We start from the raw sequence: 22224 nt of genomic DNA, 5'->3' as shown, positions 1-22224 counted from the left end.
CTCCTCTACTGGTAGAGGTTTCGGACTTGGTTCCCGGCAAAGTCGGCGCATGTCCATCGCACGAACGGTGGCTCCTCCGGCGTCGCCAGACGCCCGCATTCAGGCCGATGTGGGTTCGCTCCCCGGAGCCGGTTCCGGCTGAACGGCCTGAAAATTTCCCAGAATCGGAGGATGCGCCAATTCCAGGGATCCCATCTGGGCGGCGTCGAAAACCACCCCAACGAGCGCCATCATGAAAATCGGATATGCCTACTGCTCCAACGACGCCTTCAGCGAAAATCGGGCGGCTCTCACCGAGGTCGGCTGTGAGTGCGTCCTGCACGACAGCTTGGGAGAAGGCCGCAAGGCGCTGCTGAACATCCGCCAGCTCATGCGGGCCGAGGACACGCTGATCATCCGATCGGTCCGCCAGGCCGCGGACTCCATTCACGAACTGGATGGACTGGCTCAGGACGTCCTCAAGGCGAAGGCCGAACTGGTGATCCTCGCGGAGAACCACACGACCCGAACCGTTGTCCAGGCTCTCGGATTGCTGCGCAGCCTCTCCTCGACGGGGTTGCAGCCCGACGGAGTTGGCGGGATCGGCCACAGTCCGGAAGTGGCGGCGAGCCCGATGTCGACCCGGAACGGCGGCGGACGGAAACGGGGGCGGCCGATCTCCGACGAGGAGATGATGGGTCGCCTGGGGAACGGCGAAACGGTCAATGCCATCGCCAAGGATGTCGGCGTCGCCTGGGCCACCATCGACTGCGTCCGCAAGCGCCACCAATCGACCTGACCTCGTCGCGGTCCCGCCGCCCACGGCGCCCCTGCTTGCGCCGACCCCCAATTCCCCCAACTGCCCAGCAACGAGGAGGGCCCGAGCTTGCCGGCTCAGGCCCTCGAACCCGGATGGCGCGAGGGCTGTGGCGGCCCCCGCGCCGGCCGAGCATGTGAGACCGCACATGCGACAGCTCCCCGCAAATGGGGTCATCCCCGCCTGCTGTCCAGCGGTCTCCGGCTTTCAGGAGACCTTGCCGTGACCGCCTTGCCGACCAGCATTCCGCGCCTTCCCGCCGCCCTGCCGACCGTCCCCGAAGACCGCCTCGAGGGCCGGGTGTTGCCCGCCTCCGGCTGGTGGACGCTGAACCAGCTTCAGCGCGGAGGCCGCATGACCCAGGATCATCATCAACTCAACCAGCTCGCCGCCGTCCTCGGCGCCCGGGGACGTGGAACCGACGTCTACATGTCCCAAGGTGTCTTCGAGCGGCCCTCGCGGCGCGCGGTCCATCTGTCCCACATCACCCACGCCTACGTCGATCTCGACTCCTATAAGTCGCCGATGATGTCCGACGGGAAGGGCATCGACGTGGTCGCCCGTCTGGTGTTGTGGGACTGCGATGAATGGGAAATCCCCCGTCCGTCCTGCATCGTCCATTCCGGCCGTGGGCTGTATCTGAAGTGGTTCTGGCGGGAGCCGGTTCCCCGCGCCGAGGCCGGCCGGGCGATGGCGATCAACCGGGCGCTGGTCCGGTCCTTCCGGGACTTCGGCGCCGACCCCGCCGCGGTCGACCTGAGCCGCATCCTGCGGGTGGTCGGCTCCGTCAACAGCCGGTCCGGCAAGACGGTGGAGGTCGTCTGGAGCAACGACGCCGACGGCGACGTCGTGCGCTACGACTTCGGGGATTTCGCCGACGCCGTCCTTCCCACCGGTGACGCACTGGTCGCCCGCTCGGCGGCGATCGTGCCGCTATCGCGCCCCGGGGCCGAACGGGCGGTCACGCCCCGTGAGGCCGTCGAGGAACTCCGGCGGCTCGGCCGCAAGCCCTTCGACCGCGAGGACTGACACTGGGGCGTGCTCGAGGACCTGCGCCGTCTCGCGGCGACCCGGCACGACTCCGGCATCGTCCAGGTTGCCGGGGCCGGCCGCCGGGTCGGCCTGGACCTCTTCGGCCACCTCGGCACCTGCCAGCTCGCCAAGGTCATCCCGGCGCACCGGCTGGCGGCGGAGGTCGAGGCGTGGGCGCGGCTCATCCTGCCCGAGTCCTACGTTGAGGGCGAGTTCCGTCGGCACTGCTCGACGCTGTTGGATCGTGCGAGCCAGGCCGCCGCCAGCGACCGGGTTCAGCACGACGGCATGAGCGCCGGGCCGATCTGGACCTACAGCAAGCAGAGGTTGATCGAACTCCTCGAGATCACCCCAGAGGAGATGAAGGGGATGAAGCGCCTGATCGATGCCGACGAGAAGCGCCGCCGCGACCGCGAAAAGACGCGTGCCAACCACACCGGCCAGGACCGGGCCACCTATCTGGCGGCCAACACCGCCAGCTCTTCCCAGCCCTGGCAGGCCGAAGGCGTCTCCCGGGCGACCTGGTACCGGAGGCGGCGGAAGCAGGAAGCGGCAACCCGCGCCGAATGAGACAGGTCCTCCCTACATCTACGCAATCGACACGGAGAGGGCCCCGCAAGGCCGGGGGAGGTTGGACAGGGAGCCCCCCTTCGGCCACTCCCCCCCCACGCCCCGCCGCCGCCCACGCCTGACCCTGTGGGCGGCGAACCCGGTCCCGTACCGCCGCAGGCCGTCCATGCGACGCGGCGGCCGTCCGATGCCTGGGGAAGTGGGTGGCGGCGACCGGCATCACGGAACGGCCCGGGGGATGCCCGCGGCGACGAGAGCCAGGCGGTAGAGGATGCCCGTCCGGCTCTGAGGGGACAGGAACAGGAAGTCGGGGCTTCGGTGCGCGGTGCAGATCGCCGCGCAGGCCTCCTCCCGGGTCGGCGGCCGGTCGAGCCGCTCGCTGGAGTCGTAAAGCCCGTCCGGCGTGTAGCGGTTGAGCATCACGAAGGACGTCTCGATCGACACCGCGACGGTCGTCCGGGAGGGGGGCTCGTCGAGGTGGATCAGGATGTGGCGGTTCGGCTTCATGGACGGTTCTCCTGGCGATGATGGTCAGTCGGCGCTGCCCAGGCACTCCGCGAGGCCGTCGGCGGTCCAGGGCGCTCGCGGGACCGCGCGATGCGCGCGGCGGACGCGCATGACCGTTCCGACCGACAGCCCGACGGTCGCGGCGATCTCCCGAACCACGACGCCGGTTGCGGACAGGGCGAGGATCTCGGCGACCAGTTCCGGCGTCACGCGGCCTTAGGGACGGCCTCCCGGTCGCCTCAGCGGCGGTGCCTCGCCGACGTCGTGCAGGGCCTCGAGCAGAGCGACGGCCTGGAGAACGACCCCGCCATCCCGCCCGCCGCGCAGCAGGGTGACGCGGATTCCGGCGTCCACCGCGCGGCGCAGCGCGGCCAGCGCCGTGCGGGCGGTGTCGCCGAGATGCTCGAGTCCGGGGGTGAGCAGGTCGTCGCCCTCGTCGAGCAGCGCCAGCAGAGCGTCGTACCTGGTTCGGCCGGCGCTGGCGTCGCGCACGACGATGGCGTCGGCGACTGCGGCGGTGTGCTCGTCGAGCTGATCGGCCGGTGCGGAGGTGCCGTGGATGTAGACGATACGCATGCGGGGACTCCTGTCGTGACGACGGCGGCCGATCCATGGATCGGCGCGGTCAAGAGCAGGAGCTGAGGGTCATATGGGTTCGGGTTCGCGCGACGGTTCCCGGACAATGCACGGTCTTTTCATGGCTCATCCGATGGTTCCGGAACGCGCGGCCGCCGCGCGGCGGGGTGGCGATCCACGCGGGTGATCCGGCAGAACGCGGACATCGGCGGCCGTCCCGCCCTCCTTGCTCCGCCGTCGGCATTGTGCCGGCGGGCCGGATGTTCGAGGAGACCGCCATGCTTTCGTCCGTCGTGCACGCCTCCGCCCGCCATCGGCCGGGCTCTCTCGTCGGCGATGCTCTCAGCCTGCTGCGCAATCCAGCCATCCTGGGGAGCTGGCTCCACGCGAGCCGCCTCGCCGAGATGCTGGCCGCCGCCCACGCTCCGCACCGCGCCGGCAAGGCGACCGGGCAGATCGCCAACGAACTGCGCGCCAAGCTGCTTCCGCCCGCCCGGAGCGGCCGCTACGCCGACATCGAGGTGCGGGCGGGCTCCCTCATCCGCGCGGTCGCGCTGGCGGGCACCGGCTCCCCGGCGGCCGTCCCCGGCGTGCCCCGGCCGCCGTCGCGGCACGAGCGCCTCCAGGGACTGCTGGCCGGCGTCCACCTCATGCTGGGCGACACCGTCTATTTGCCGCCGGGGGACCGCGGCCGGCATCCCGGTCTGCGGGATCGGCTGGTCGAGACCCTCCCCAGTCTCGGTGACGCGGCGGCGGAGCGGAGCCTCGCCCAGGTCGATGTCGCCGTGCTGCGCGACGGCCGACTCTTCCGGCTCTACGAAGTCGAGACCAACGCCGGGAAGGCGACGAAGGCTCTGGTTCGGCTGAACGACATCCTCGTCACCGCGGGCCAGCCCCCCGGAGGCCTCGTCGTCGTGGTCGATGACCGGCAGATCGACCGCCTGCGCCTCGAACTCCAGCGTCCGACCCTGCGCCCGCTGCGCGGCTTCGGCCGCATCCTGCCCTTCTCCAAGGTCGAGGCACCCTTCGGCCCCTGACGGGTCACGGAAGCGGGCGCCGCGCCGGATGGCGGCGGCGCCCCGTGCGCGTCTCAAAACAGGGTGCCCACAGGGAACCATATGGCCCGTAGGGGTGGCGCCATAGCCTACACCCCTACACCCTGGCCGGCCGTAGGGGTGTAGGAGCGTAGGGTGCCGTAGCGGCGCCGGCCCCGTTCTTGGATCACCGCGACAGAACGCCACCGGGGAGACACCATGACGCAGAAAGCAACACGGGCCGCGGTGCAGGCCGCCTACGACAGCCTCGTCGCACGGGACATCCCGCCGACCTACGAGGCGGTCCGGGAGCAGATCGGCGGCGGCTCGATGACCACGATCGCCCGCCACCTGCGCCAGATCGGCGCCGGTTCGTCCCCGTCGGCACCCCCGCCTCCGGCGCCGTCCGCGCCGCCTTCGGACGAGGTGCCGGTCGAGCTGCCGCTCGAGTGGCTGGAAGTCGCGGACGGGCTGAACCGGACCGTCGCCCGGATCATGACGCGGACGATCGCGGACGAGCGGGAGCGGGCGGCGCAGCTTCTCGACGCGGAGACGGCGGCCCGGACCGCCGCCGTCGCCGCGGCGCGGGTGGAGAACGAGGCGCTTCGGCGCGCCCTCGAGGAGAGCCGGGCGCGCACCGAGACGGACTTTGACGCCGTCGCCGCCGAGGTGGAGGCGCTGCAGGGGATCGTCGCCATCCTGCTGGCGACCGTCGAACTGGAGCCGTCCGACGATCCCGACGATCTGCGCGCCGCCGCCGCCCACGCGATCGAGCGGATCCGCGAACGGACTGAGGCGGCGGCACGCATCCCGACGCTGGAGCTCGATCTCCAGCGGTGGCAGGCCGAGGCCCGGACGGCGGAGGCCCGCATCGCGGATCTGCGGGACGCCGCTGCTCAGGCCGAACTCCGGCATCAGGGTGCGCTCGAGGCTGCCTCGCGTGTCCCGGCGCTCGAGGCAACTCTGCACGCCGCCGAGGCCCGCATCACCGCGCTATCGGCCCAGCTCGTCGCCAGCGCCGAGATCGCCGGGCGCGCCAAGGCGCTGGAGGAGGTCGTCGTACAACTGACCAGCCAGTTGGCCCGCGCCGTTGCACTACCGTCGGCGGCTCCGGCTCCGCCCCGCTCCCGCCCGGCGAAGCACGCCGGCACCACAGCGGCGGCGCGCGTGAAGGACAGCACCGCGCCGGCGCCGGTGCCGGAGACAATCTCGGCCGACCAGCCGCTGGCCAACCTGGTGCTGGCCGCGCCGTCTCCGGTCGACGATGGGGCGTCCGGCGCGCCGACCCCGTCGGTCGCCGCCGCCTGACCCGGAGGACGGCGTCGGCCACCGACACCGTCCTCCCTGCAGTCCCGATCGCCCTTCTTCCCGTTGCGCTGCTGCTGCCGACCGCCATCTCTCCGGCCGCCTCGGCCCCTTCAGGGGCCGGCCAGCCGTGCGCGGTTTACGCCCCCGAGGGGCTTCAACGCGCGCAGGGCCGGCCAGGGGCTCCGCCCCGTGGACCCCGCCAGGGAGGGGCCAGCCCTCCCGTGGACCCACCCAGGAGGCCGCGATGCCGCGAACGCCCCGACACCCCGGCCGCATCGGCAGCGGCAGCGAACAGCGCGCCTTGTCCTGCATCGTCACCTACCGCGTGAAGCCGGACGAGTTCGCCACCCTCCGGCGCGCCGGCGAGGAGCGTGGGATGTCGGCGGCGCAGTACGCCCGCGCCGCCGCCCTCTCCGCCACCGGGCAGGCCATCCCGAGGGTCCGCCGCCCCCGAACGATCAAGGCGTCGCCGGAGCTTCAGGCGGCGCTTCCTCTCCTCGGCGCCCTGCAGAGCGACCTCCGGCACATCCGTGCCCTCCTCAATCAGCTGGCCGCCCGCGGCAACGCCGGTGCCGTCAGACCGGCCATGGCCGGCTATGCCAAGGCCGAGAAGGCCGTTCTGGAACTGGCCGAACGGATCATCGCCGCGGCGCTGGGGACGCGGGCGCCATGATCGTCAAGACGTCCCAGCGGGATCGCGCCGCCTGGCTCGCCGCTCACCTGACCCGCACCGACACCAACGAGTCGGTGGCGATCGTCGGCGGGCGCGACGTCATCGCTTTGGATGTCCAGCTCGTTCTGCGCCAGTTCGAGGCGCAATGGCGCCTCTCTGGGTCAAGGGCGCGCGACTTTCTCGTTCACGCCGCCATCTCGCCCGCCCAGCCGCTGTCGGGGACGCAGTGGGCCGAGGCGTGGGAGATCTACGAGCGGCAGCACGGCCTCGGTGGACAGCCCTTCATCGAGGTGGAGCACGGCAAGCCCGGCGACACCGGCTGGCCCAGCCATCGGCATCGTGTCTATCTGCGCATTCAGGCGGACGGTCGGGCCGTTCACCTCGGCTTCACGCACCGGGTGAACGAGGTCGTCGCCCGGCTCTGCGAGTTGAGCTTCGAGCACCCCCTGACGCAGGGCGCCCACAACTGGGCCGTCGTGAACTACCTCGAGCAGCACGGCTACAGCGACGAAGCCGGACAACTCCGCGGCCTGACCGAACGGCGGCGTCCGCGTGCCGACCGCTCGGAAGCCGAGGCGCAGCAGGAGAGCCGCTCGGGCTCCCGCAAGGCGACCGCCGCCGAGTGCGCCGCCGCAGCATGGCGGCTTGCCGACAGCCCGCAGGCGCGCCGCGCGGCCCTGTCCGAGGCCGGCTTCACCCTTGCCCGGGGTGATCGGCGCAACGCGGTGCTCGCGGTCGACGCCGCCGGGGAAGCCTGGGCACTTCACCGCCTGCTCTCAGCCGGCGAGCGCGGCGCCTGGACCGCGGCGCGCGTGCGCAAGGATCTCGAGGGCGTCCTCGACGCGCTGCCGACCGTCGAGGAGCTTCGCGGCCGCCTGCGCGAGGACGCGGTCCCGGAGAATGCACGGTCGTCCTCCGTGAAGACGAGCGGGCTCGGCGCCCATCTTGTCACCTCGCCGGCGAAGCGGAAGGAACCCGTCGCGCTGACGCCGATGGACGAGGCGGACTCCTACTGGCCGACCGAGCCCGACGACGTCGCCCCGACGCGGCCGTCCCCAGCGCCGATCATCTGCCGGCTGGGCGCCGGCGCATCGGTGTCGACGACATCGAGCGCCGCCACTCCCGGCGTTGGCGAAGACATCGTGGAGACGGTGGAGGACGTTCCGCAGGCGGAGCCAGTCCGGTCCGCCGTCACGCTCCCGACGGCGTTCCCAGCCGGCGCCGCCATCATGGCGCCGCCGTCGCAGGACCAGCGCGAAGGCAGGTGCGGCGCAAGCCGCGCACCGGCGACGGTACGCGTCAAGGCCCCGGCTTCCGGGCAGGCAAGATCGGCGGTGAAGGACACGACAGCCCTGGAGGTGGCGTCGCCGTCCGCCGTCCAGCCGTCCAGCAGCGCCGCGCTCCGGGGCCGTCCCGCACCGGTACGGGATCGTCGCGCACCGCCCGCAGATCGGAATGGAGACAACACGGAGGTCCGATTTCGGCCGCCCGCCGGGACCTCGGTGGCTAGCGGCGGTCCGGGTGCCCCGCCAGCAACCGGCGGCGCGCGGTCTCGCCCATCCCGTCCGCCGAAGCCCCACCGGACAGAGTGGAACGACGTCCAGCTCCTCAGCGTGCCGTCTCCGCCATCCGTCGCATCGCCGGACGAAGACCGGCGGCGCGAGGCCTACGCGGCCAAGACCGCCGCCCGCCGGATCCGGGATCTGACAGCGCAAAGACCGCGCCTCGCGGAACCCGCAGTCGGTACTTCTGCCCCCGTCGACCTGGCCCTCGCCGATCAGCTCGGGTCCTACGTCAGCGCCCTTCTGGACTGGTGGAAGGTCCGCTCGGCCAGGGCCGACCGCCTCGAGGAGGCTCGGGGGCGCCTGCGCCGGGCTTGGCGGGATCTCGTCGCGGCGGCGCGGCTTCTGCTGCGCCGAGACGGCGGAAGTGGCACGACCGAGGAGGCGTGCGGCGTTCTGACCCAGGCGCTCACGCGGAGCCGCCCTGAAGCGCGCTCAGCCCATGACCGCGGGCTCGACCGTGCCTACCCGCCGAGCGCGGCGGCCGTCCGCGTTATGGACCGTACGTCCGACGGCACCACCCCCGCTGGACACCGCGCCACCTCCAGGCGTCGAACGGGACCGGAGCGAGAGATCACTGACGCATAGAAGATTCGGCACCAAGTTCCCGCACTTTTTTCTGCGGTTCGGGGACGCCCGAAATCGCCGGACCGAAATACGCCCCGGCGGCGATGGTGCCGTCACATCCAAGGTGATGCGATGCGAAAGGTGCTGCCGACCAACATCTCGAAACGATGCCTCACGATCGATGAGGCCGCCGAGTACGTCGGTCTGTCCGCACCCTCCTTTGAGAGGGCGATCCAGGCCGGGCTCTACCCGCCTCCGCTCCCGCTCAACCGAGCCGGAATCGCGCGGAACGTCTGTGACCTTCGAGCGCTCGACCACGCCCTCGACGGACTCAGCGGACTGAGCAAAGATTCCGCCGGGACAGCATCGCACGCCAAGACGAAGCTCACGGAGTCCATCAATGCGCGTAAAGCTGCGCTACGTAACCGAGCGGCGTAACGCTAACGGCAAGTCGCGGTGGTATTGGGATCGCAAAGGGCATCCGCTGTGCCGGTTGCCTGACGACCCGGTGAAGCGGTTCGCGCGGGCCGAGCAGCTCAATGCCCAAGCTGACCGCGCTGCCGCTGGCGTGCAGGTGGTAGCGGAGGGTAGCATCGCATGGGTCATCAGCAAGTACAAGGAGAGCAAATCCTACGGCAAGCTGTCGGCGGGCACGCTGAAGTACTACAACCGCTTCCTGGACGATATTCACGAACTCGGCCCCGGCCTGCCGTTCGAGGTGTTCGACCGCCGCATGGTCCTCGACTTCATCGAAACCTATGAGGGAATCGGCGATGACCGGAAGGTCGCCGCCGTGCTCCGCAACCTGTTCAAAACGGCGCAGTACTGGCGGATCGTCCCGGACAACCACGCTTCCAAACTTGATCTCTCGGCACCGGCGGCCCGCGAGCGCATCTGGTCCGACGAGGAGATCGCCGCCTGGCTCGAGGCCGCGGCGTCGCACCCGCGCGGCGAGGCCATGATCACAGCGTTCCATCTGCTGCACTACGTCGCCCAGCGCCCAATCGACATGCTCAAGATGGGTTGGTCGCATCTGCGGTCGGGCGCCGCCCTCGTCCGCCAGCAAAAAACCAACAAGCTGGTCGAAGTGCCGTGTCACTCGGCGCTGGTCGCGCACCTGGAGAACCTCCGGCCAACGGCCACCACCATCGTCGCGTACAGCAGCAAGTCGGTGAGCTACCCGGCGTTCAACGCTGCCTTCCGGGAGATCCTGGCCAAGGCCGGCCTCGCCGACTCCGGGCTGCAGGCGCGCGACCTGCGGCGTACGGCCTGCGTGCGCATGGCCGAGGCTGGAGCAACCGAGACACAGGTCAGCGCCGTATCCGGACACAACATCCAGACGACGCGGCAAATCCTCGAGACGTACCTGCCACGCACGGGCGCGATGGCTCGGGCGGCCATCAAAAAGTGGGAGAAGGCGGAACGTCGCCGGAACAAGAAAGTCTAACGCGTTAGACTTTTTCTGCTCCAAAACCAAGTGAATTCAATGCGTTCAAGGTCGAAGAGGAGTACAAGATGTACTATTCGGTCTGATGCGCGACACCGGTGCTCCTGACGTGTTGTGCGTGTCGGGAGCATTGGTGGTGCTGTTGCCGTTGCGAAAAGCCCCGCCGGTTTCGGTGGGGCTTTTTTCATGGGGTTTGCGCAAACAGTTTGAGTGTGATGGCCGGGGGGCATTTCGGCGGCTTTGCACCGTGGCGATTGCGGCGCGGTCCTTTGTCCAAATCCAGAGGGAGGCAGCGGCGAATCGCCGAGGTTGGGGCGTTGATGGCTGGACGTCGTGGGCCATGCGAGGCCGAAATCAGCGTCGAACGGTGGTGAATCCCAAACTAGCCCCCTCTGCGCCCTGCGATTCGGTTTGACGGGGCGGGTTCACGGCGATTTCCGGTCGGCTTACGGTTCGGAAAACACCGTTGGCAGGTTCTCACCCCCTTGAAGGGGGCGGGGGCGTGTGCCACGTTACTCCCGTGCCGTAGACGGTCCCTCGCGCTCAACCGGAGGCGGGGTATCACATCAGGCCCATTCCGGGCTGGCGGCGATCCATCCATTGAGGCTTTGCCGATGATCGAACTCTCCCGTGGTGCCCTCTACCCGGTCCTGCCGCTGCGCGACATCGTGGTGTTTCCCCACATGATCGTGCCGCTGTTCGTCGGGCGTGAGAAGTCCGTGCGCGCTCTGGAAGACGTGATGAAGGACGACAAGCAGATCCTTCTCGTCACCCAGAAGAACGCGGCGCAGGACGATCCGTCTCCGTCCGACATCTACAGCGTCGGCACCGTCGGCACCGTGTTGCAGCTTCTCAAGCTGCCGGATGGAACCGTCAAGGTCCTGGTCGAGGGTGGTCAGCGCGCCGCCATCACCAAATTCTCGGACAACGAAGAGTTCTTCCAGGCGCAGGCCGAGCTGGTCGAGGAAAAGATCGGCGAGAACCAGGAGCTGGAGGCGCTGAGCCGCGCCGTCGTCTCCCAGTTCGAGCAATACATCAAGCTCAACAAAAAGATTCCGCCGGAGGTGCTGGTCTCGATCAACCAGATCGAGGATTCCAGCAAGCTGGCCGACACCGTCGCGTCCCACCTGGCGCTGAAGATTCCCGAAAAGCAGCAGCTTCTGGAATGCGCCACCGTGTCGGAGCGCCTGGAGCGGGTCTACGCCTTCATGGAAGGCGAGATCGGTGTGCTTCAGGTTGAGAAGCGCATCCGCAACCGCGTCAAGCGGCAGATGGAGAAGACGCAGCGCGAGTATTATCTGAACGAACAGCTCAAGGCGATTCAGAAGGAACTCGGCGAGACCGAGGACGGTCGCGATGAATCGGCGGAGCTGGAAGAGAAGATCAACAAGACCCGCTTCTCCAAGGAAGCCCGCGACAAGGCGCTGGCGGAGCTGAAGAAGCTGCGCTCGATGAGTCCGATGTCGGCGGAAGCGACCGTGGTGCGCAATTACCTCGACTGGATGCTGTCGATTCCCTGGAAGAAGCGCACCAAGGTCAAGCGCGACCTGAAGCTGGCGCAAAAGGTGCTGGACGCTGACCATTACGGCCTGGAGAAGGTCAAGGAACGCATCCTTGAGTATCTCGCCGTCCAGAACCGGATGAACAAGGTCAAGGGACCGATCCTCTGCCTCGTCGGCCCGCCCGGCGTCGGCAAGACCTCGCTCGGCAAGTCGATCGCCAAATCGACCGGTCGCAACTTCGTGCGCATGTCGCTCGGCGGCGTGCGCGATGAGGCCGAGGTGCGCGGGCATCGCCGGACCTACATCGGTTCGATGCCCGGCAAGGTCATCCAGGGGATGAAGAAAGCCAAATCGTCAAACCCGCTCTTCCTGCTCGACGAAATCGACAAGCTGGGGGCTGATTGGCGCGGCGATCCGTCGTCGGCGCTGCTGGAGGTGCTTGATCCCGAGCAGAACGGCACCTTCAACGACCATTATCTGGAGGTCGATTACGATCTGTCGGACGTGATGTTCGTCTGCACGGCCAACACGATGCGCATGCCGCAGCCGCTGTTGGACCGCATGGAGATCATCCGGGTCGCGGGCTACACCGAGGATGAGAAGGTCGAGATCTCCAAGCGCCACCTGATCGAAAAGCAGATCGAGGCGAACGGGTTGAAGAAGGGTGAATTCACCATTTCCGACGACGCCGTGCGCGACCTGATCCGCTACTACACCCGCGAGGCCGGTGTGCGCAGCCTGGAACGCGAGATCGCCAACCTCTGCCGCAAGGCGGTGAAGGAGATCATGCTGAAGACGGGCGGGGCCGGCAAGGTCGCCGTGACCCGTCGCAACCTGGACAAATACGCGGGCGTGCGCCGCTTTCACTTCGGTGAGGCGGAGCTTGAGGATCTGGTGGGCGTCACCACCGGCCTGGCCTGGACCGAAGTCGGCGGCGAGTTGCTGTCGATCGAGGCGGTGGGGCTGCCCGGAAAGGGCCGCGTCACCACGACCGGCAAGCTGGGCGACGTGATGAAGGAATCGGTGCAGGCGGCCGAAAGCTACGTCAAGTCACGGGCCACGGCCTTCGGCATCAAGCCGACCCTGTTCGAGAAGAAGGACATCCACGTCCACGTCCCCGAAGGGGCGACGCCGAAGGACGGTCCGTCCGCCGGTGTGGCGATGGCCACCTCCATCGTGTCGGTGCTCACCGGGATTCCCGTCCGCAAGGATGTGGCGATGACCGGGGAAATCACCCTGCGGGGTCGCGTTCTGCCCATTGGCGGCCTGAAGGAAAAGCTGCTCGCCGCCCTGCGCGGTGGCATCAAGCATGTGCTGATCCCGAAGGACAACGAAAAGGACCTGGCCGACATCCCGGACAACGTGAAGCGCGGTCTGGAGATCATCCCGGTCGGCACGGTGGACGAGGTGCTGCGCAACGCCCTGACCCGTCCGGTGACGCCCATCGAATGGACGGAACCGGAGGTTGATCCGGCGGCGGCGAAGGCGCAGGCGGAAAAGACGGGTGACGCGACCGGCGATCATCTGCGTCATTGATCGAACCGTGGACAATCATGGTTTGAACACGGCGGTGTGACCAACGTGCCCGCTCGTCGCCAATTGACGGGCGGGCAACGCTGTGATTATCCTTTGCCCCTGGAAAGTCGTGGGGCGGCTTTTTCCCATTGAGTATTTGCCGAATTCGGAAGGGGGATTTCGTGAACAAGAATGATCTGGTGGCGCACGTTGCCGATGCGTCGGGATTGTCTAAAACGGATGCGACCAAAGCGGTTGATGCGGTTTTTGATGCGATCACCGACTCATTGAAGAAGGGGGACGAGGTGCGTCTGGTGGGCTTTGGCACCTTCGCGGTCGCCGAACGCGCCGCCAGCGAGGGCCGCAACCCGCGCACGGGCGAGAAGATCGACATCCCGGCGTCCAAGCAGCCGAAGTTCAAGGCTGGCAAGACCTTGAAGGACGCCTTGAACTGATCACGCCTCGTGGGGCATAGTGCCGCCGGCCGGGCCGTACCCGGCCGGTTTTGTTTGTGCCGGTTGTCTGTGTGGAGCAGCCGGGCGATTAGCTCAGCGGTAGAGCGTCTCGTTTACACCGAGAATGTCGGGGGTTCGATCCCCTCATCGCCCACCACACCAGCCTGTCCCAGGCCCGATGATCGCGCAAGGCCCCCATGGTGGGGCCTTTTGTCGTTGACGGAAAATCTATGGTCGGGCCGGTGGAAATCCGAAGCGGGTCTTGCTAGACAGGGGCGCGCCCCAAACGCTTCATAAAAAGGACACACCATGACCGCGCGTCGGAAGCTGATCGCTGGAAACTGGAAGATGAACGGGCTGAAGGCCGATGGGCTGGCGCTCGCCTCGGACCTTGCCGGTCGTGTGAACGGAGCCGGGGCGACCGCCTTCGACCTGTTGATCTGCCCGCCGTTCCCGCTGCTGTTTCCGGTCGCGGACGCCATCGCGGGCAGCGCGTTGGCGCTGGGCGGCCAGGATTGCGCGGCCAAGACCTCCGGAGCGCACACCGGCGATGTCGCTCCGACCATGTTGACCGATGCCGGATGCCGGTACGTCATCCTCGGCCACTCGGAACGCCGCGCCGACCATGGCGAAAGCGACGCGCTGATCGCCGCCAAGGCCGCCGCTGCGCACGCCCAGGGCCTGATCGCCATCATCTGTGTCGGCGAAACCGAATCGCAGCGCGACGCCGGGCAGGCGAACGCGGTGGTGTCGGGCCAGTTGGCCGGATCGATCCCGGCGGGGGCCACCGCCGCCAACACGGTGATCGCCTATGAACCGGTCTGGGCGATCGGCACCGGCAAGACGGCAACGCCGGAGGATGTGCGCGCGGTGCACGCCCACATCCGGGCGGAACTGGAGGGCAAGATCGCCGACGCGGGTGCCGCCAAAATCCTGTATGGCGGCTCGGTGAAGCCCAGCAACGCGGCCGAACTGATGGCGGTCGAAAACGTCGATGGCGCGCTGGTCGGCGGGGCTTCGCTGAAGGCTGACGATTTCTGGGCCATCGCGACCAGTTGCCGCTAGCATATCGCGCGATGGCGCGGTAAAAACACTGGGCGCGCGCCACGGGCCTGTCATACGGCCTGTGGCGCGCTATTCGATTTTCAGGATGGGCGTGGGGAAACGGAACGCATGGAATCGGTGATTCTCGTTGTTCACCTGCTGATTGCGGTCGCGCTGGTTGGCGTGATCCTGATCCAGCGTTCGGAAGGCGGCGGCCTTGGCATCGGCGGCGGAACCATGGGCGGCATGATGAGCACCCGTGGCACGGCCAACCTGCTGACCCGCACCACAGGCATCCTGGCGGGCAGCTTCTTTGCCACCAGCATCATTCTGGCGATCTTGGCGGGCGGTCATTCCAAGCCGACCTCCATCATCGACACCTTGCCGTCCGCGATCCCGGCTCTGCCGGCGGCTCCGGCCCAACCCGCTCCGCCGGTCAGCCAGTAACGGCTGCGTTTCGGCACGGGTGCGACAGACGAGGCGGCCTCCCCGAAGCCGCCTCTTTCTTTTGAGGATCCCGAACGCGCGCGGTCAACGCGTCGGCGGGGTTTCTGGGGACAGGAAACGGCTCTCAAGCTTTTCGGACGGACATGACTCGCTACATCTTCATCACTGGTGGCGTCGTTTCTTCGCTGGGCAAGGGCCTGGCGTCTGCGGCGCTCGGGGCACTCCTCCAGACTCGTGGTTACAAGGTTCGGCTCCGCAAACTGGACCCTTACCTGAATGTCGATCCCGGCACGATGAGTCCCTACCAGCACGGCGAGGTCTTCGTGACCGACGACGGGGCGGAGACGGACCTCGACCTCGGGCACTATGAACGCTTCACCGGCGTCTCGGCCCGTCGCGGCGACAACATCACCACCGGGCGCATCTATTCCACCGTGATCGCCAAGGAGCGGCGCGGCGATTACCTGGGTGGGACCGTCCAGGTCATTCCGCACATCACCGATGAGATCAAGGAATTCATCCGCGCCGATTCGGACGAGGAGGATTTCGTCCTGATCGAGATCGGCGGTACGGTGGGCGACATCGAATCGCTGCCGTTCCTGGAGGCGATCCGCCAGTTCGGCAACGAGGTCGGGCCGGAAAACGCCCTGTTCATCCATCTGACCCTGTTGCCCTACATCCCGACGGCGGGCGAACTGAAGACCAAGCCGACCCAGCATTCGGTCAAGGAGCTTCTCAGCGTCGGCATTCAGGCCAACATCCTGCTGTGCCGCGCCGACCGCCCGATCCCGGAGAACGAGCGCAAGAAGATCGCGCTGTTCTGCAACATCCGCCCGGAGCGGGTGATCGCGGCGCTGGACGTCGATTCGATTTATCAGGTGCCGATCAGCTACCACGAAGAGGGATTCGACACGCAGGTCCTGTCCTATTTCGGTCTGCCGACCGACAAGGCCCCGGATCTGTCGCGCTGGACCCGCATCGTCGACCGCGTGCGCAAGCCGCAAGGCGAAGTCACCATCGCGGTGGTGGGCAAATACATCAGCCTTCTCGACAGCTACAAGTCGCTGGCCGAGGCGCTGACCCATGGCGGCATCGCCAACAACGTCAAGGTCAACCTCGACTGGATCGATTCGGAGATCTTCGAGGATGACGAGGCGGCGGTGAAGCGGCTGGAGAACGTCCATGGCATTCTCGTGCCGGGCGGCTTCGGCTTGCGCGGCACCGAGGGCAAGATTCGCGCGGCCCAATTCGCCCGCGAACGCAAGGTTCCCTATTTCGGCATTTGCTTTGGCATGCAGATGGCGGTCATCGAAGCGGCGCGCAACCTCGCCAAGATCGAGGACGCCGGTTCGACCGAACTCGGCAAGCCCGGCAACCCGGTCGTCGGCCTGATGACCGAATGGCTGCGCGGCAACACGCTGGAACGCCGCACGGAAGTGGGCGATCTGGGCGGAACGATGCGTCTGGGTGCCTATCCGGCCAAGCTGCTCGACGGGTCCAAGGTCGCGGAGGTCTATGGAGCCACCCAGATCAGCGAGCGCCACCGTCACCGTTACGAGGTGAACGTCTATTACAAGGACCGGCTGGAAAATTGCGGCATGCTGTTCTCCGGCCTGTCGCCGGATGGCGAACTGCCGGAAATTGTCGAACTGCCGGATCACCCATGGTTCATCGGCGTTCAGTTCCACCCGGAACTGAAGTCCAAGCCGTTCGAGCCGCACCCGCTGTTCACCGCCTTCATCAAGGCGGCGATGGACCAGAGCCGTCTGGTCTGATTCATCGCGCGAGTTCTTTCTGTCCGGTTTGCAGCCCCGCCTTCCCAGGAAGGCGGGGTTTTCTTTTGCGCCTGAGCGCATCGGATGAACCAATACGTTTTAAGAATGCCGTATACGTCATAGTCCTTGAGCGAACGTCACCCTTGTGCGAGCATCCCATTGGCTAGGGAACCAAGCAATTTGGGTTGGGGAGGATTCGCATGGGTTCGTTTCGCAACAGGGTGGTCGCCGGATCGGCGGTGGCTGCGGTGCTGGCGTTTGCCGCAACGTCGGCGTCGGCTGGGGATTATTCCAGCACGATCTTCTTTGGCGACAGCCTGACCGACAGCGGGACCTTCCGGTCCGTGGTGCCGACCGGTGGCAAATTCACCACCAACCCGGGGCCGGTGTGGGCGGAGAATGTCGCGTCCGCCTATGGCAAATCGGCGACTCCGGCGGTGTCGGGGGGCACCGATTACGCGGTTGGCGGCGCGCGGGTGTCGCAATTGCCCGGCGTTCCGGCGACGGCCCCGACCGCCACGGCCACCCCGGTGCGGACGCAGATCACCAATTATCTGGCCTCGACCGGTGGGCGGGCCGATCCGAACGCGCTGTACTCGGTGTGGGGTGGGGCGAACGACATTTTTGCCGCACTTGCCAGCCCCTCCACCGCGCAGGCGGCGATCACCCAGGCGGCCACCGATCTGGTGGGGGAGGTGGCGCGGCTGCGGGCGGCGGGAGCAAAAACGATCCTGGTCCCGACCCTGCCGGACATCGGCCTGACCCCCTTTGGTCAGGCGCAAGGCGCGACAGCGGCGGCGCAGATCACGCAGTTGGTCAGCGGTTACAACCAACTGGTCACGCTGGGGTTGGGCAACGCCGGGGTGTCGGTCATTCCCATCGACACCTATTCCCTGCTGCGCGACGCGGTGGCTAACCCGGCCTCCTACGGCTTCAGCAACGTCACCGGCACGGCCTGCACCACCAGCAGTTCCCTGCTCTGCACCTCCTCCACCCTGGCGACCTCGACGGCGGCGCAAAGCTATCTGTTTGCCGATGGGGTTCACCCGACCACCGCCGGGCATCGTGCCATTTCCGATTTTGTGCTGAACGCCTTGTCGGCCCCCGGCAACGTCGCGCGTCTGGCCGAATCACCGCTGCACACGCGTGATCGGGTGATGACCTTGGTGCAGGCGCAGGCGGCGGCCAATCTGTGGACCCGCAAGACCGGTGAATCCGGAGCCTGGATCGTCGGCGGTGGCGGGCGTTTGACCTTTGACCGCCAAGGCGACCAGGCGGGAGCGCGGGGAACACCGCTCAATCTCAGCGTGGGTGTGGACAAGCGGTTCACCGACAACCTGCTGGTCGGCGTTGCGGGCACGATTTCCCATTACCGGGGGGCCTTTTCCACCGGTGGTGATTACAAGCAGCGGGAGTATGTCGCCAGCGCCTATGGCCTGTATCGCGTCGATGGACTGTATGTCAGCGGGGTCGGCTCCTTCGGCTTTGCCAATTTCGATCTGCGTCGTGGCGTGACCATCAATGGAACCGACCATTCCACCGGCGGCAGCACCGAAGGCATCAACGCGTCGTTCGCGCTGGAAACCGGATACGAGTTCTCAGCGGGCGGGTTGACCCACGGGCCGTTGCTGGGCCTGCGGTATCAGCATGTCTCGGTCGAGGGCTTCAGCGAGGACAGCAGCCTGTTCGGCTTCACCTATCGCGAGCAGCGGCGCAACGCCCTGGTGGGCAGCGTCGGTTATCAGGTGGCTTACGACGCCGGATCGGTTCGCCCCTTCGCCAAGGTCACGCTGAGCCGGGAGTTCTCCAGCGCCGAGCGCAGCATCACGGTGGAGAGCAGGAGCGTGTCGACCTTGCCCTACAGCATGACGGTGGCGAAGGGCGATCGCGGGTGGCTCAACGCCACGGCGGGCGCGACGGTGCGTTTGGCCGACGCCGTCACCGGCACGCTTGGCATCGACGCCCGGCTGGCGCAGCAGCGCACGCGTGATTTTGGCGCGTATGCCGGGGTCAGCGTCGGATTCTGATCGCGGTTCGGGAGGGCAAGGCGGGCGCGGCGGGGCCAGTGGGCAAAGCCGCGCCCGGCTTTTTGTGGCACAGTCCACGCTGTTGGCTGCAAGCGCGTTGACCTGCCCGCTCTTTGGTGGGATTCACAAAGCGCCGTGCGGGTTGGGGGCAAGGCTTCCCTCCCGGCGCGGCAGCCCCATGTGTGGGGTGGAGCCGTCGCTCTCCTCCCTTCTGTCTGGCCCGTTTGTTTGGAGTTCCCCCGTCCCATGACCACGCCGCGCACCGTTCAGGTCGGCTCGTTGACCATCGCCAACGACCGCCCCTTCACCCTGATCGCCGGGCCTTGCCAGATGGAAAGCCGCGATCACGCCCTGACCACGGCGGCGGCCTTGGTGGAGATGACCACCGCGCTGGGCATCGGGTTGATCTACAAATCGAGCTTTGACAAGGCCAACCGCACCTCGATTTCCACCGCGCGCGGTTTGGGCATGGACAATGCCCTGCCGATCTTCGCCGAAATCCAGGAACGGTACGGCTGCCCGGTCATCACCGACGTGCACGAGGCCGAGCAGTGCGCCCCGGTGGCCGAGGTGGTCGATGTTCTGCAAATTCCGGCGTTCCTCTGCCGCCAGACCGATTTGCTGATCGCCGCCGCCAAGACCGGGCGGGCGGTGAATGTGAAGAAGGGCCAGTTCCTCGCCCCGTGGGACATGAAGAACGTGGCCGCCAAGCTGGTCGCCACCGGCAACGAGCGGGTGATGCTGTGCGAGCGCGGCGTCAGCTTTGGCTACAACACCTTGGTGTCGGACATGCGGTCGCTGCCGATCATGGCGGAAACCGGATTCCCGGTGGTGTTCGACGCCACCCATTCGGTTCAGCAGCCGGGCGGGCAGGGTGCCACGTCAGGCGGACAGCGGGAGTTCGTTCCGGTCCTGGCGCGCGCGGCCATCGCCGTGGGTGTGGCGGCGGTGTTCATGGAAACGCACGAGAACCCGGATTGCGCGCCCAGCGATGGCCCGAACATGGTCCCGTTGGCGGAGATGCCCGCCCTGCTGGCCCGACTTCAGGCGTTTGATCGTCTCGCCAAAAGCCACTGATTTCCCGACCACGTTCCGACCGATGGCGACGGCGGTTCAGGCCCGCCGCCGTAGCCGCTTGGCGATATACATGGCGTCGTCCGCGTGGCGCAGCAGTGCCGCCGCGTTGTTCGCATCGGCGGGGAAGCGCGCCAGGCCGATGCTGCCCGACACCGTGATTGTTTTGCCTTCCCACACCCAGGGGGTGGACAGGGCGGTGGCCATCGCGTCGATCACGCGGGTGATGTCGGCCTTCGGTTCCAGATCCTCCAGCACCACGACGAACTCATCGCCGCCAATGCGGGCCAGTGTGTCGGTGTCGCGCAGCAGCAGGCGCATGCGGTCGGCCTGGGTGCGCAGCAGATCATCGCCGGCGGCATGACCGTAGCGGTCGTTGATCGGCTTGAAGTCGTTGAGATCGATCAACAGCACCACCACGTCGCGCCGATGCCGCACCGCCCGTGACAGGGCGCGCTCCAACCGCTCATCCAACAGAATACGGTTGGCCAAGCCGGTCAGCGGATCGCTGTGGGCGAGAACCCGCATGGCCTGCTCGCTTTCGCTCAAGCGGGCGTTGATGGTGCGCAGTTCCTCCGTGCGGATGGCGACGCAACGCTCCAACTCCTCAATGTGGCGCTGTTCGCGCGCGTGGGCGTCGTTCAGGCGGTGGTAGGCGTTGTTCAGGCTTTCCTGCAGCAGGGTCAACTCGTCGTTGGGCGGCGACTGTCCCCGGTCGAGCGCCAGAGGGGTGAAGGTTTCACCGGGCACGAATGAACGGGCAAAGGCGGCCATGCGGTGCAGATGCCGGGTGATGAGAGCCGAGACCAGCAGCAACAGCGACGCCGACATGACGATTGCGTTGGCGATCTGTGTGCCCAGGATCAACACCAGCCGCTCTTTGGTGCGCCGATGCACCTCCTCCATGTTCGGGCGCACGAGAAGACGCCCGACCTGCACCTGCGTTGTGCCGTTGATGTGGAGCAGCGGGTATTCCCGAACGTCCGACATGTCCGCCCCGAGATCCCCGGCGGTGATGACGGCGTTCTCCTTCACCCCATAGCGCAATTGCGCGGCGGACACCCATGGCGATTCCAGCATACCGCCGACATGGGCCTGAAGCTGGTTCCGGTCGAAGTTCCAGGCGGCCACCGTCAGGCTTGGCAGTTCCATTTTCTCGATCACGTCAAGGGCGTTGCGCAGATTGCTCATGTCGCGCCGGTATTCCATCGTCACTTGCAGGGTGATCGAAGCAAGGGTGATGACGCCGCTGATGAGCAGAACCCACAGCAACAGCCGGGGGCCAAGACGTGACCAGTTGCGGACCATTGTTCTCGACACCGGCGCGTGTTCCATTGCCAGCCTCGTGATCCTTACGGCCGGGTGTATGGATTGAAGCGGGTCAACAGATCTTCCAATTGTTGGGCGCTGGCGGAGTCGGACAGGGCGACCTCCACATCGATCCATGGCGGGCGCGGAGACGCCGCTGCCACGATCGCATCGATCCGCTTGATCAACGCGTCACCGACCGCCCCTTTGGTGCAGAGGACATGCCCAAGAGTATAGTCTTCCACCCCAACGATGGGGAAATACACCAGCGACGCTCCAGGGGTTGTTTCATTGCTGATGTACCAGCGCGGTTCCACCGGATACGCGATGATGTAGTCCACCCACCCGGCGGCCAGTTGCAGAAACGGCGCGTTGAAATGGACACCGGTCATCAGAATGTTCGGTGCCCCTTTGCGCGCGTTCAAGGCGGATTGAATGGCTGGCGCAAAGGCCCGCTGCTCCGTAACCGAGGTCTTCAGACTGGTGTCGTTCAGCAGCCCATCAATGTTGATCCGCCCTTGTGCGTTCAGGAACGGACGCAGGCGGTCGGCGTTGTCGGCGCGCGCCACCACATGATGGGGGAGGGCAAAATGAACCGGGCGGCTGGCAACGGCATACGCCAGACGTTCCGAGGTCGGCAACAGCGCCGGGTGGCAAACGGGCAAACCCAATTGCATCAGATTCAAGGCGCGGGCGATTCCCGACACTTCGAACCGGTGGTTGAATTCCGGGGTTCGTTCGATGATGTGGCGAACCGCCGCATCAACGAATCCTTTACCCGGCAAGGGGCCATCCACCTGAATGAAGGGTGGAAAATCGTTGAGCAACCACGTGATGGTCGGCTTTTCACTGTCTGTTGCGTCAGCCGATCCCGCCGCGTTCGCCGTGCCGATGACAGCGGTGGCCAAGCACAGGGCAAAGACCAATCCTGCCGTCAGGGAACGGACCATCCGCAGCTCCTCAATCAGTTCCACCCATCCTTACCGGCTGCCCACCGGATGCAAC

At 67.0% G+C, this 22224-nt stretch carries 20 protein-coding genes and 1 tRNA gene; 16 read left to right on the top strand and 5 right to left on the bottom strand.

Going from position 1 to position 22224, the window contains the following annotated elements:
* Positions 1-232 precede the first annotated feature (232 nt).
* From EJ903_RS03535 to EJ903_RS03525, 3 genes are all read left to right on the top strand, one after another.
* Positions 233-778, top strand: coding sequence for a hypothetical protein (locus EJ903_RS03535; RefSeq protein ID WP_126612188.1), 546 nt, complete (start codon positions 233-235; stop codon positions 776-778).
* A 240-nt stretch (positions 779-1018) separates the two neighbouring features.
* Positions 1019-1825, top strand: coding sequence for a hypothetical protein (locus EJ903_RS03530; RefSeq protein ID WP_126612186.1), 807 nt, complete (start codon positions 1019-1021; stop codon positions 1823-1825).
* Between the two features lie 9 nt (positions 1826-1834).
* On the top strand, positions 1835-2398 hold the full coding sequence (locus EJ903_RS03525) for a hypothetical protein (RefSeq protein WP_126612184.1): 564 nt from the start codon (positions 1835-1837) through the stop codon (positions 2396-2398).
* A 219-nt stretch (positions 2399-2617) separates the two neighbouring features.
* Here the strand turns inward: EJ903_RS03525 and EJ903_RS03520 are convergent, their stop codons facing one another.
* From EJ903_RS03520 to EJ903_RS03510, 3 genes are read right to left on the bottom strand one after another with little or no spacing between them, the layout of a single operon-like run.
* A complete protein-coding gene (locus EJ903_RS03520; protein ID WP_126612182.1) occupies positions 2618-2905 on the bottom strand; it encodes a hypothetical protein in 288 nt (95 codons plus the stop codon).
* 24 nt (positions 2906-2929) lie between these two features.
* A complete protein-coding gene (locus EJ903_RS03515; RefSeq protein WP_126612180.1) occupies positions 2930-3115 on the bottom strand; it encodes a helix-turn-helix domain-containing protein in 186 nt (61 codons plus the stop codon).
* A 6-nt stretch (positions 3116-3121) separates the two neighbouring features.
* The gene (locus EJ903_RS03510) at positions 3122-3481 is read right to left on the bottom strand and encodes a hypothetical protein (protein WP_126612178.1); all 360 of its coding nucleotides are present in this window, start codon (positions 3479-3481) and stop codon (positions 3122-3124) included.
* Positions 3482-3741: 260 nt separating this feature from the next.
* Here EJ903_RS03510 and EJ903_RS03505 point away from each other — a divergent pair, with 260 nt between their 5' ends.
* The 13 genes from EJ903_RS03505 to kdsA all read left to right on the top strand — a co-directional run bounded on the left by EJ903_RS03505 (position 3742) and on the right by kdsA (position 19914).
* Entirely contained in the window at positions 3742-4518 is a 777-nt protein-coding gene (locus EJ903_RS03505) for a hypothetical protein (protein WP_126612176.1), read from the top strand.
* A 216-nt stretch (positions 4519-4734) separates the two neighbouring features.
* Positions 4735-5823: a DNA-binding protein gene (locus tag EJ903_RS03500; RefSeq protein ID WP_126612174.1), complete on the top strand. Its 1089-nt coding sequence runs from the start codon at positions 4735-4737 to the stop codon at positions 5821-5823.
* A gap of 244 nt (positions 5824-6067) precedes the next feature.
* Complete coding sequence (locus tag EJ903_RS03495; protein ID WP_126612172.1) at positions 6068-6496, top strand: plasmid mobilization protein; 429 nt, start codon at positions 6068-6070, stop codon at positions 6494-6496.
* Positions 6493-8646 (top strand): hypothetical protein, encoded by a 2154-nt coding sequence (locus tag EJ903_RS03490; RefSeq protein WP_126612170.1) that lies wholly within the window; start codon positions 6493-6495, stop codon positions 8644-8646. Before EJ903_RS03495 ends, EJ903_RS03490 begins: the two co-directional genes overlap by 4 nt.
* Positions 8647-9025: 379 nt before the next feature.
* Entirely contained in the window at positions 9026-10072 is a 1047-nt protein-coding gene (locus EJ903_RS03485) for a tyrosine-type recombinase/integrase (protein ID WP_126612168.1), read from the top strand.
* Positions 10073-10686: 614 nt separating this feature from the next.
* Positions 10687-13110, top strand: a complete 2424-nt coding sequence (gene lon, locus EJ903_RS03480) for an endopeptidase La (RefSeq protein WP_126612166.1) — start codon at positions 10687-10689, stop codon at positions 13108-13110.
* Positions 13111-13253: 143 nt separating this feature from the next.
* Positions 13254-13544 (top strand): HU family DNA-binding protein, encoded by a 291-nt coding sequence (locus EJ903_RS03475; RefSeq protein ID WP_158627871.1) that lies wholly within the window; start codon positions 13254-13256, stop codon positions 13542-13544.
* Between the two features lie 82 nt (positions 13545-13626).
* Positions 13627-13701 (top strand) — tRNA-Val (locus EJ903_RS03470).
* 152 nt (positions 13702-13853) lie between these two features.
* Positions 13854-14609 (top strand): triose-phosphate isomerase, encoded by a 756-nt coding sequence (gene tpiA, locus EJ903_RS03465; RefSeq protein ID WP_126612162.1) that lies wholly within the window; start codon positions 13854-13856, stop codon positions 14607-14609.
* 108 nt (positions 14610-14717) lie between these two features.
* Complete coding sequence (secG, locus tag EJ903_RS03460) at positions 14718-15035, top strand: preprotein translocase subunit SecG (RefSeq protein WP_126612160.1); 318 nt, start codon at positions 14718-14720, stop codon at positions 15033-15035.
* A gap of 143 nt (positions 15036-15178) precedes the next feature.
* Entirely contained in the window at positions 15179-16810 is a 1632-nt protein-coding gene (locus EJ903_RS03455) for a CTP synthase (RefSeq protein WP_126612158.1), read from the top strand.
* A gap of 200 nt (positions 16811-17010) precedes the next feature.
* Complete coding sequence (locus EJ903_RS03450) at positions 17011-18837, top strand: autotransporter domain-containing protein (RefSeq protein ID WP_126612156.1); 1827 nt, start codon at positions 17011-17013, stop codon at positions 18835-18837.
* Between the two features lie 246 nt (positions 18838-19083).
* Positions 19084-19914: a 3-deoxy-8-phosphooctulonate synthase gene (gene kdsA, locus EJ903_RS03445; RefSeq protein ID WP_126612154.1), complete on the top strand. Its 831-nt coding sequence runs from the start codon at positions 19084-19086 to the stop codon at positions 19912-19914.
* Between the two features lie 36 nt (positions 19915-19950).
* Here the strand turns inward: kdsA and EJ903_RS03440 are convergent, their stop codons facing one another.
* Together EJ903_RS03440 and EJ903_RS03435 are read right to left on the bottom strand one after the other, a co-directional pair.
* On the bottom strand, positions 19951-21231 hold the full coding sequence (locus EJ903_RS03440; protein ID WP_158627868.1) for a GGDEF domain-containing protein: 1281 nt from the start codon (positions 21229-21231) through the stop codon (positions 19951-19953).
* 32 nt (positions 21232-21263) lie between these two features.
* Entirely contained in the window at positions 21264-22169 is a 906-nt protein-coding gene (locus tag EJ903_RS03435) for a hypothetical protein (RefSeq protein ID WP_126612150.1), read from the bottom strand.
* Positions 22170-22224: the final 55 nt, after the last annotated feature.

It is taken from the genome of Azospirillum griseum, from assembly GCF_003966125.1.
GTDB classification, from domain to species: Bacteria; Pseudomonadota; Alphaproteobacteria; order Azospirillales; family Azospirillaceae; genus Azospirillum; species Azospirillum griseum.
The sequence above is the reverse complement of the archived record's forward strand: the minus strand, read 5'-3'. Positions and strand labels throughout refer to the sequence as shown.

What these genes read in the sequence shown, in the direction of transcription:
- EJ903_RS03535 (WP_126612188.1), top strand. Translation starts at nt 233, where the DNA reads ATGAAAATCGGATATGCCTACTGCTCCAACGACGCCTTCAGCGAAAAT.
- EJ903_RS03520 (WP_126612182.1), bottom strand. Translation starts at nt 2,905, where the DNA reads ATGAAGCCGAACCGCCACATCCTGATCCACCTCGACGAGCCCCCCTCC.
- EJ903_RS03510 (WP_126612178.1), bottom strand. Translation starts at nt 3,481, where the DNA reads ATGCGTATCGTCTACATCCACGGCACCTCCGCACCGGCCGATCAGCTC.
- EJ903_RS03505 (WP_126612176.1), top strand. Translation starts at nt 3,742, where the DNA reads ATGTTCGAGGAGACCGCCATGCTTTCGTCCGTCGTGCACGCCTCCGCC.
- EJ903_RS03500 (WP_126612174.1), top strand. Translation starts at nt 4,735, where the DNA reads ATGACGCAGAAAGCAACACGGGCCGCGGTGCAGGCCGCCTACGACAGC.
- EJ903_RS03495 (WP_126612172.1), top strand. Translation starts at nt 6,068, where the DNA reads ATGCCGCGAACGCCCCGACACCCCGGCCGCATCGGCAGCGGCAGCGAA.
- EJ903_RS03490 (WP_126612170.1), top strand. Translation starts at nt 6,493, where the DNA reads ATGATCGTCAAGACGTCCCAGCGGGATCGCGCCGCCTGGCTCGCCGCT.
- EJ903_RS03485 (WP_126612168.1), top strand. Translation starts at nt 9,026, where the DNA reads ATGCGCGTAAAGCTGCGCTACGTAACCGAGCGGCGTAACGCTAACGGC.
- lon (WP_126612166.1), top strand. Translation starts at nt 10,687, where the DNA reads ATGATCGAACTCTCCCGTGGTGCCCTCTACCCGGTCCTGCCGCTGCGC.
- tpiA (WP_126612162.1), top strand. Translation starts at nt 13,854, where the DNA reads ATGACCGCGCGTCGGAAGCTGATCGCTGGAAACTGGAAGATGAACGGG.
- secG (WP_126612160.1), top strand. Translation starts at nt 14,718, where the DNA reads ATGGAATCGGTGATTCTCGTTGTTCACCTGCTGATTGCGGTCGCGCTG.
- EJ903_RS03455 (WP_126612158.1), top strand. Translation starts at nt 15,179, where the DNA reads ATGACTCGCTACATCTTCATCACTGGTGGCGTCGTTTCTTCGCTGGGC.
- EJ903_RS03450 (WP_126612156.1), top strand. Translation starts at nt 17,011, where the DNA reads ATGGGTTCGTTTCGCAACAGGGTGGTCGCCGGATCGGCGGTGGCTGCG.
- kdsA (WP_126612154.1), top strand. Translation starts at nt 19,084, where the DNA reads ATGACCACGCCGCGCACCGTTCAGGTCGGCTCGTTGACCATCGCCAAC.
- EJ903_RS03435 (WP_126612150.1), bottom strand. Translation starts at nt 22,169, where the DNA reads ATGGTCCGTTCCCTGACGGCAGGATTGGTCTTTGCCCTGTGCTTGGCC.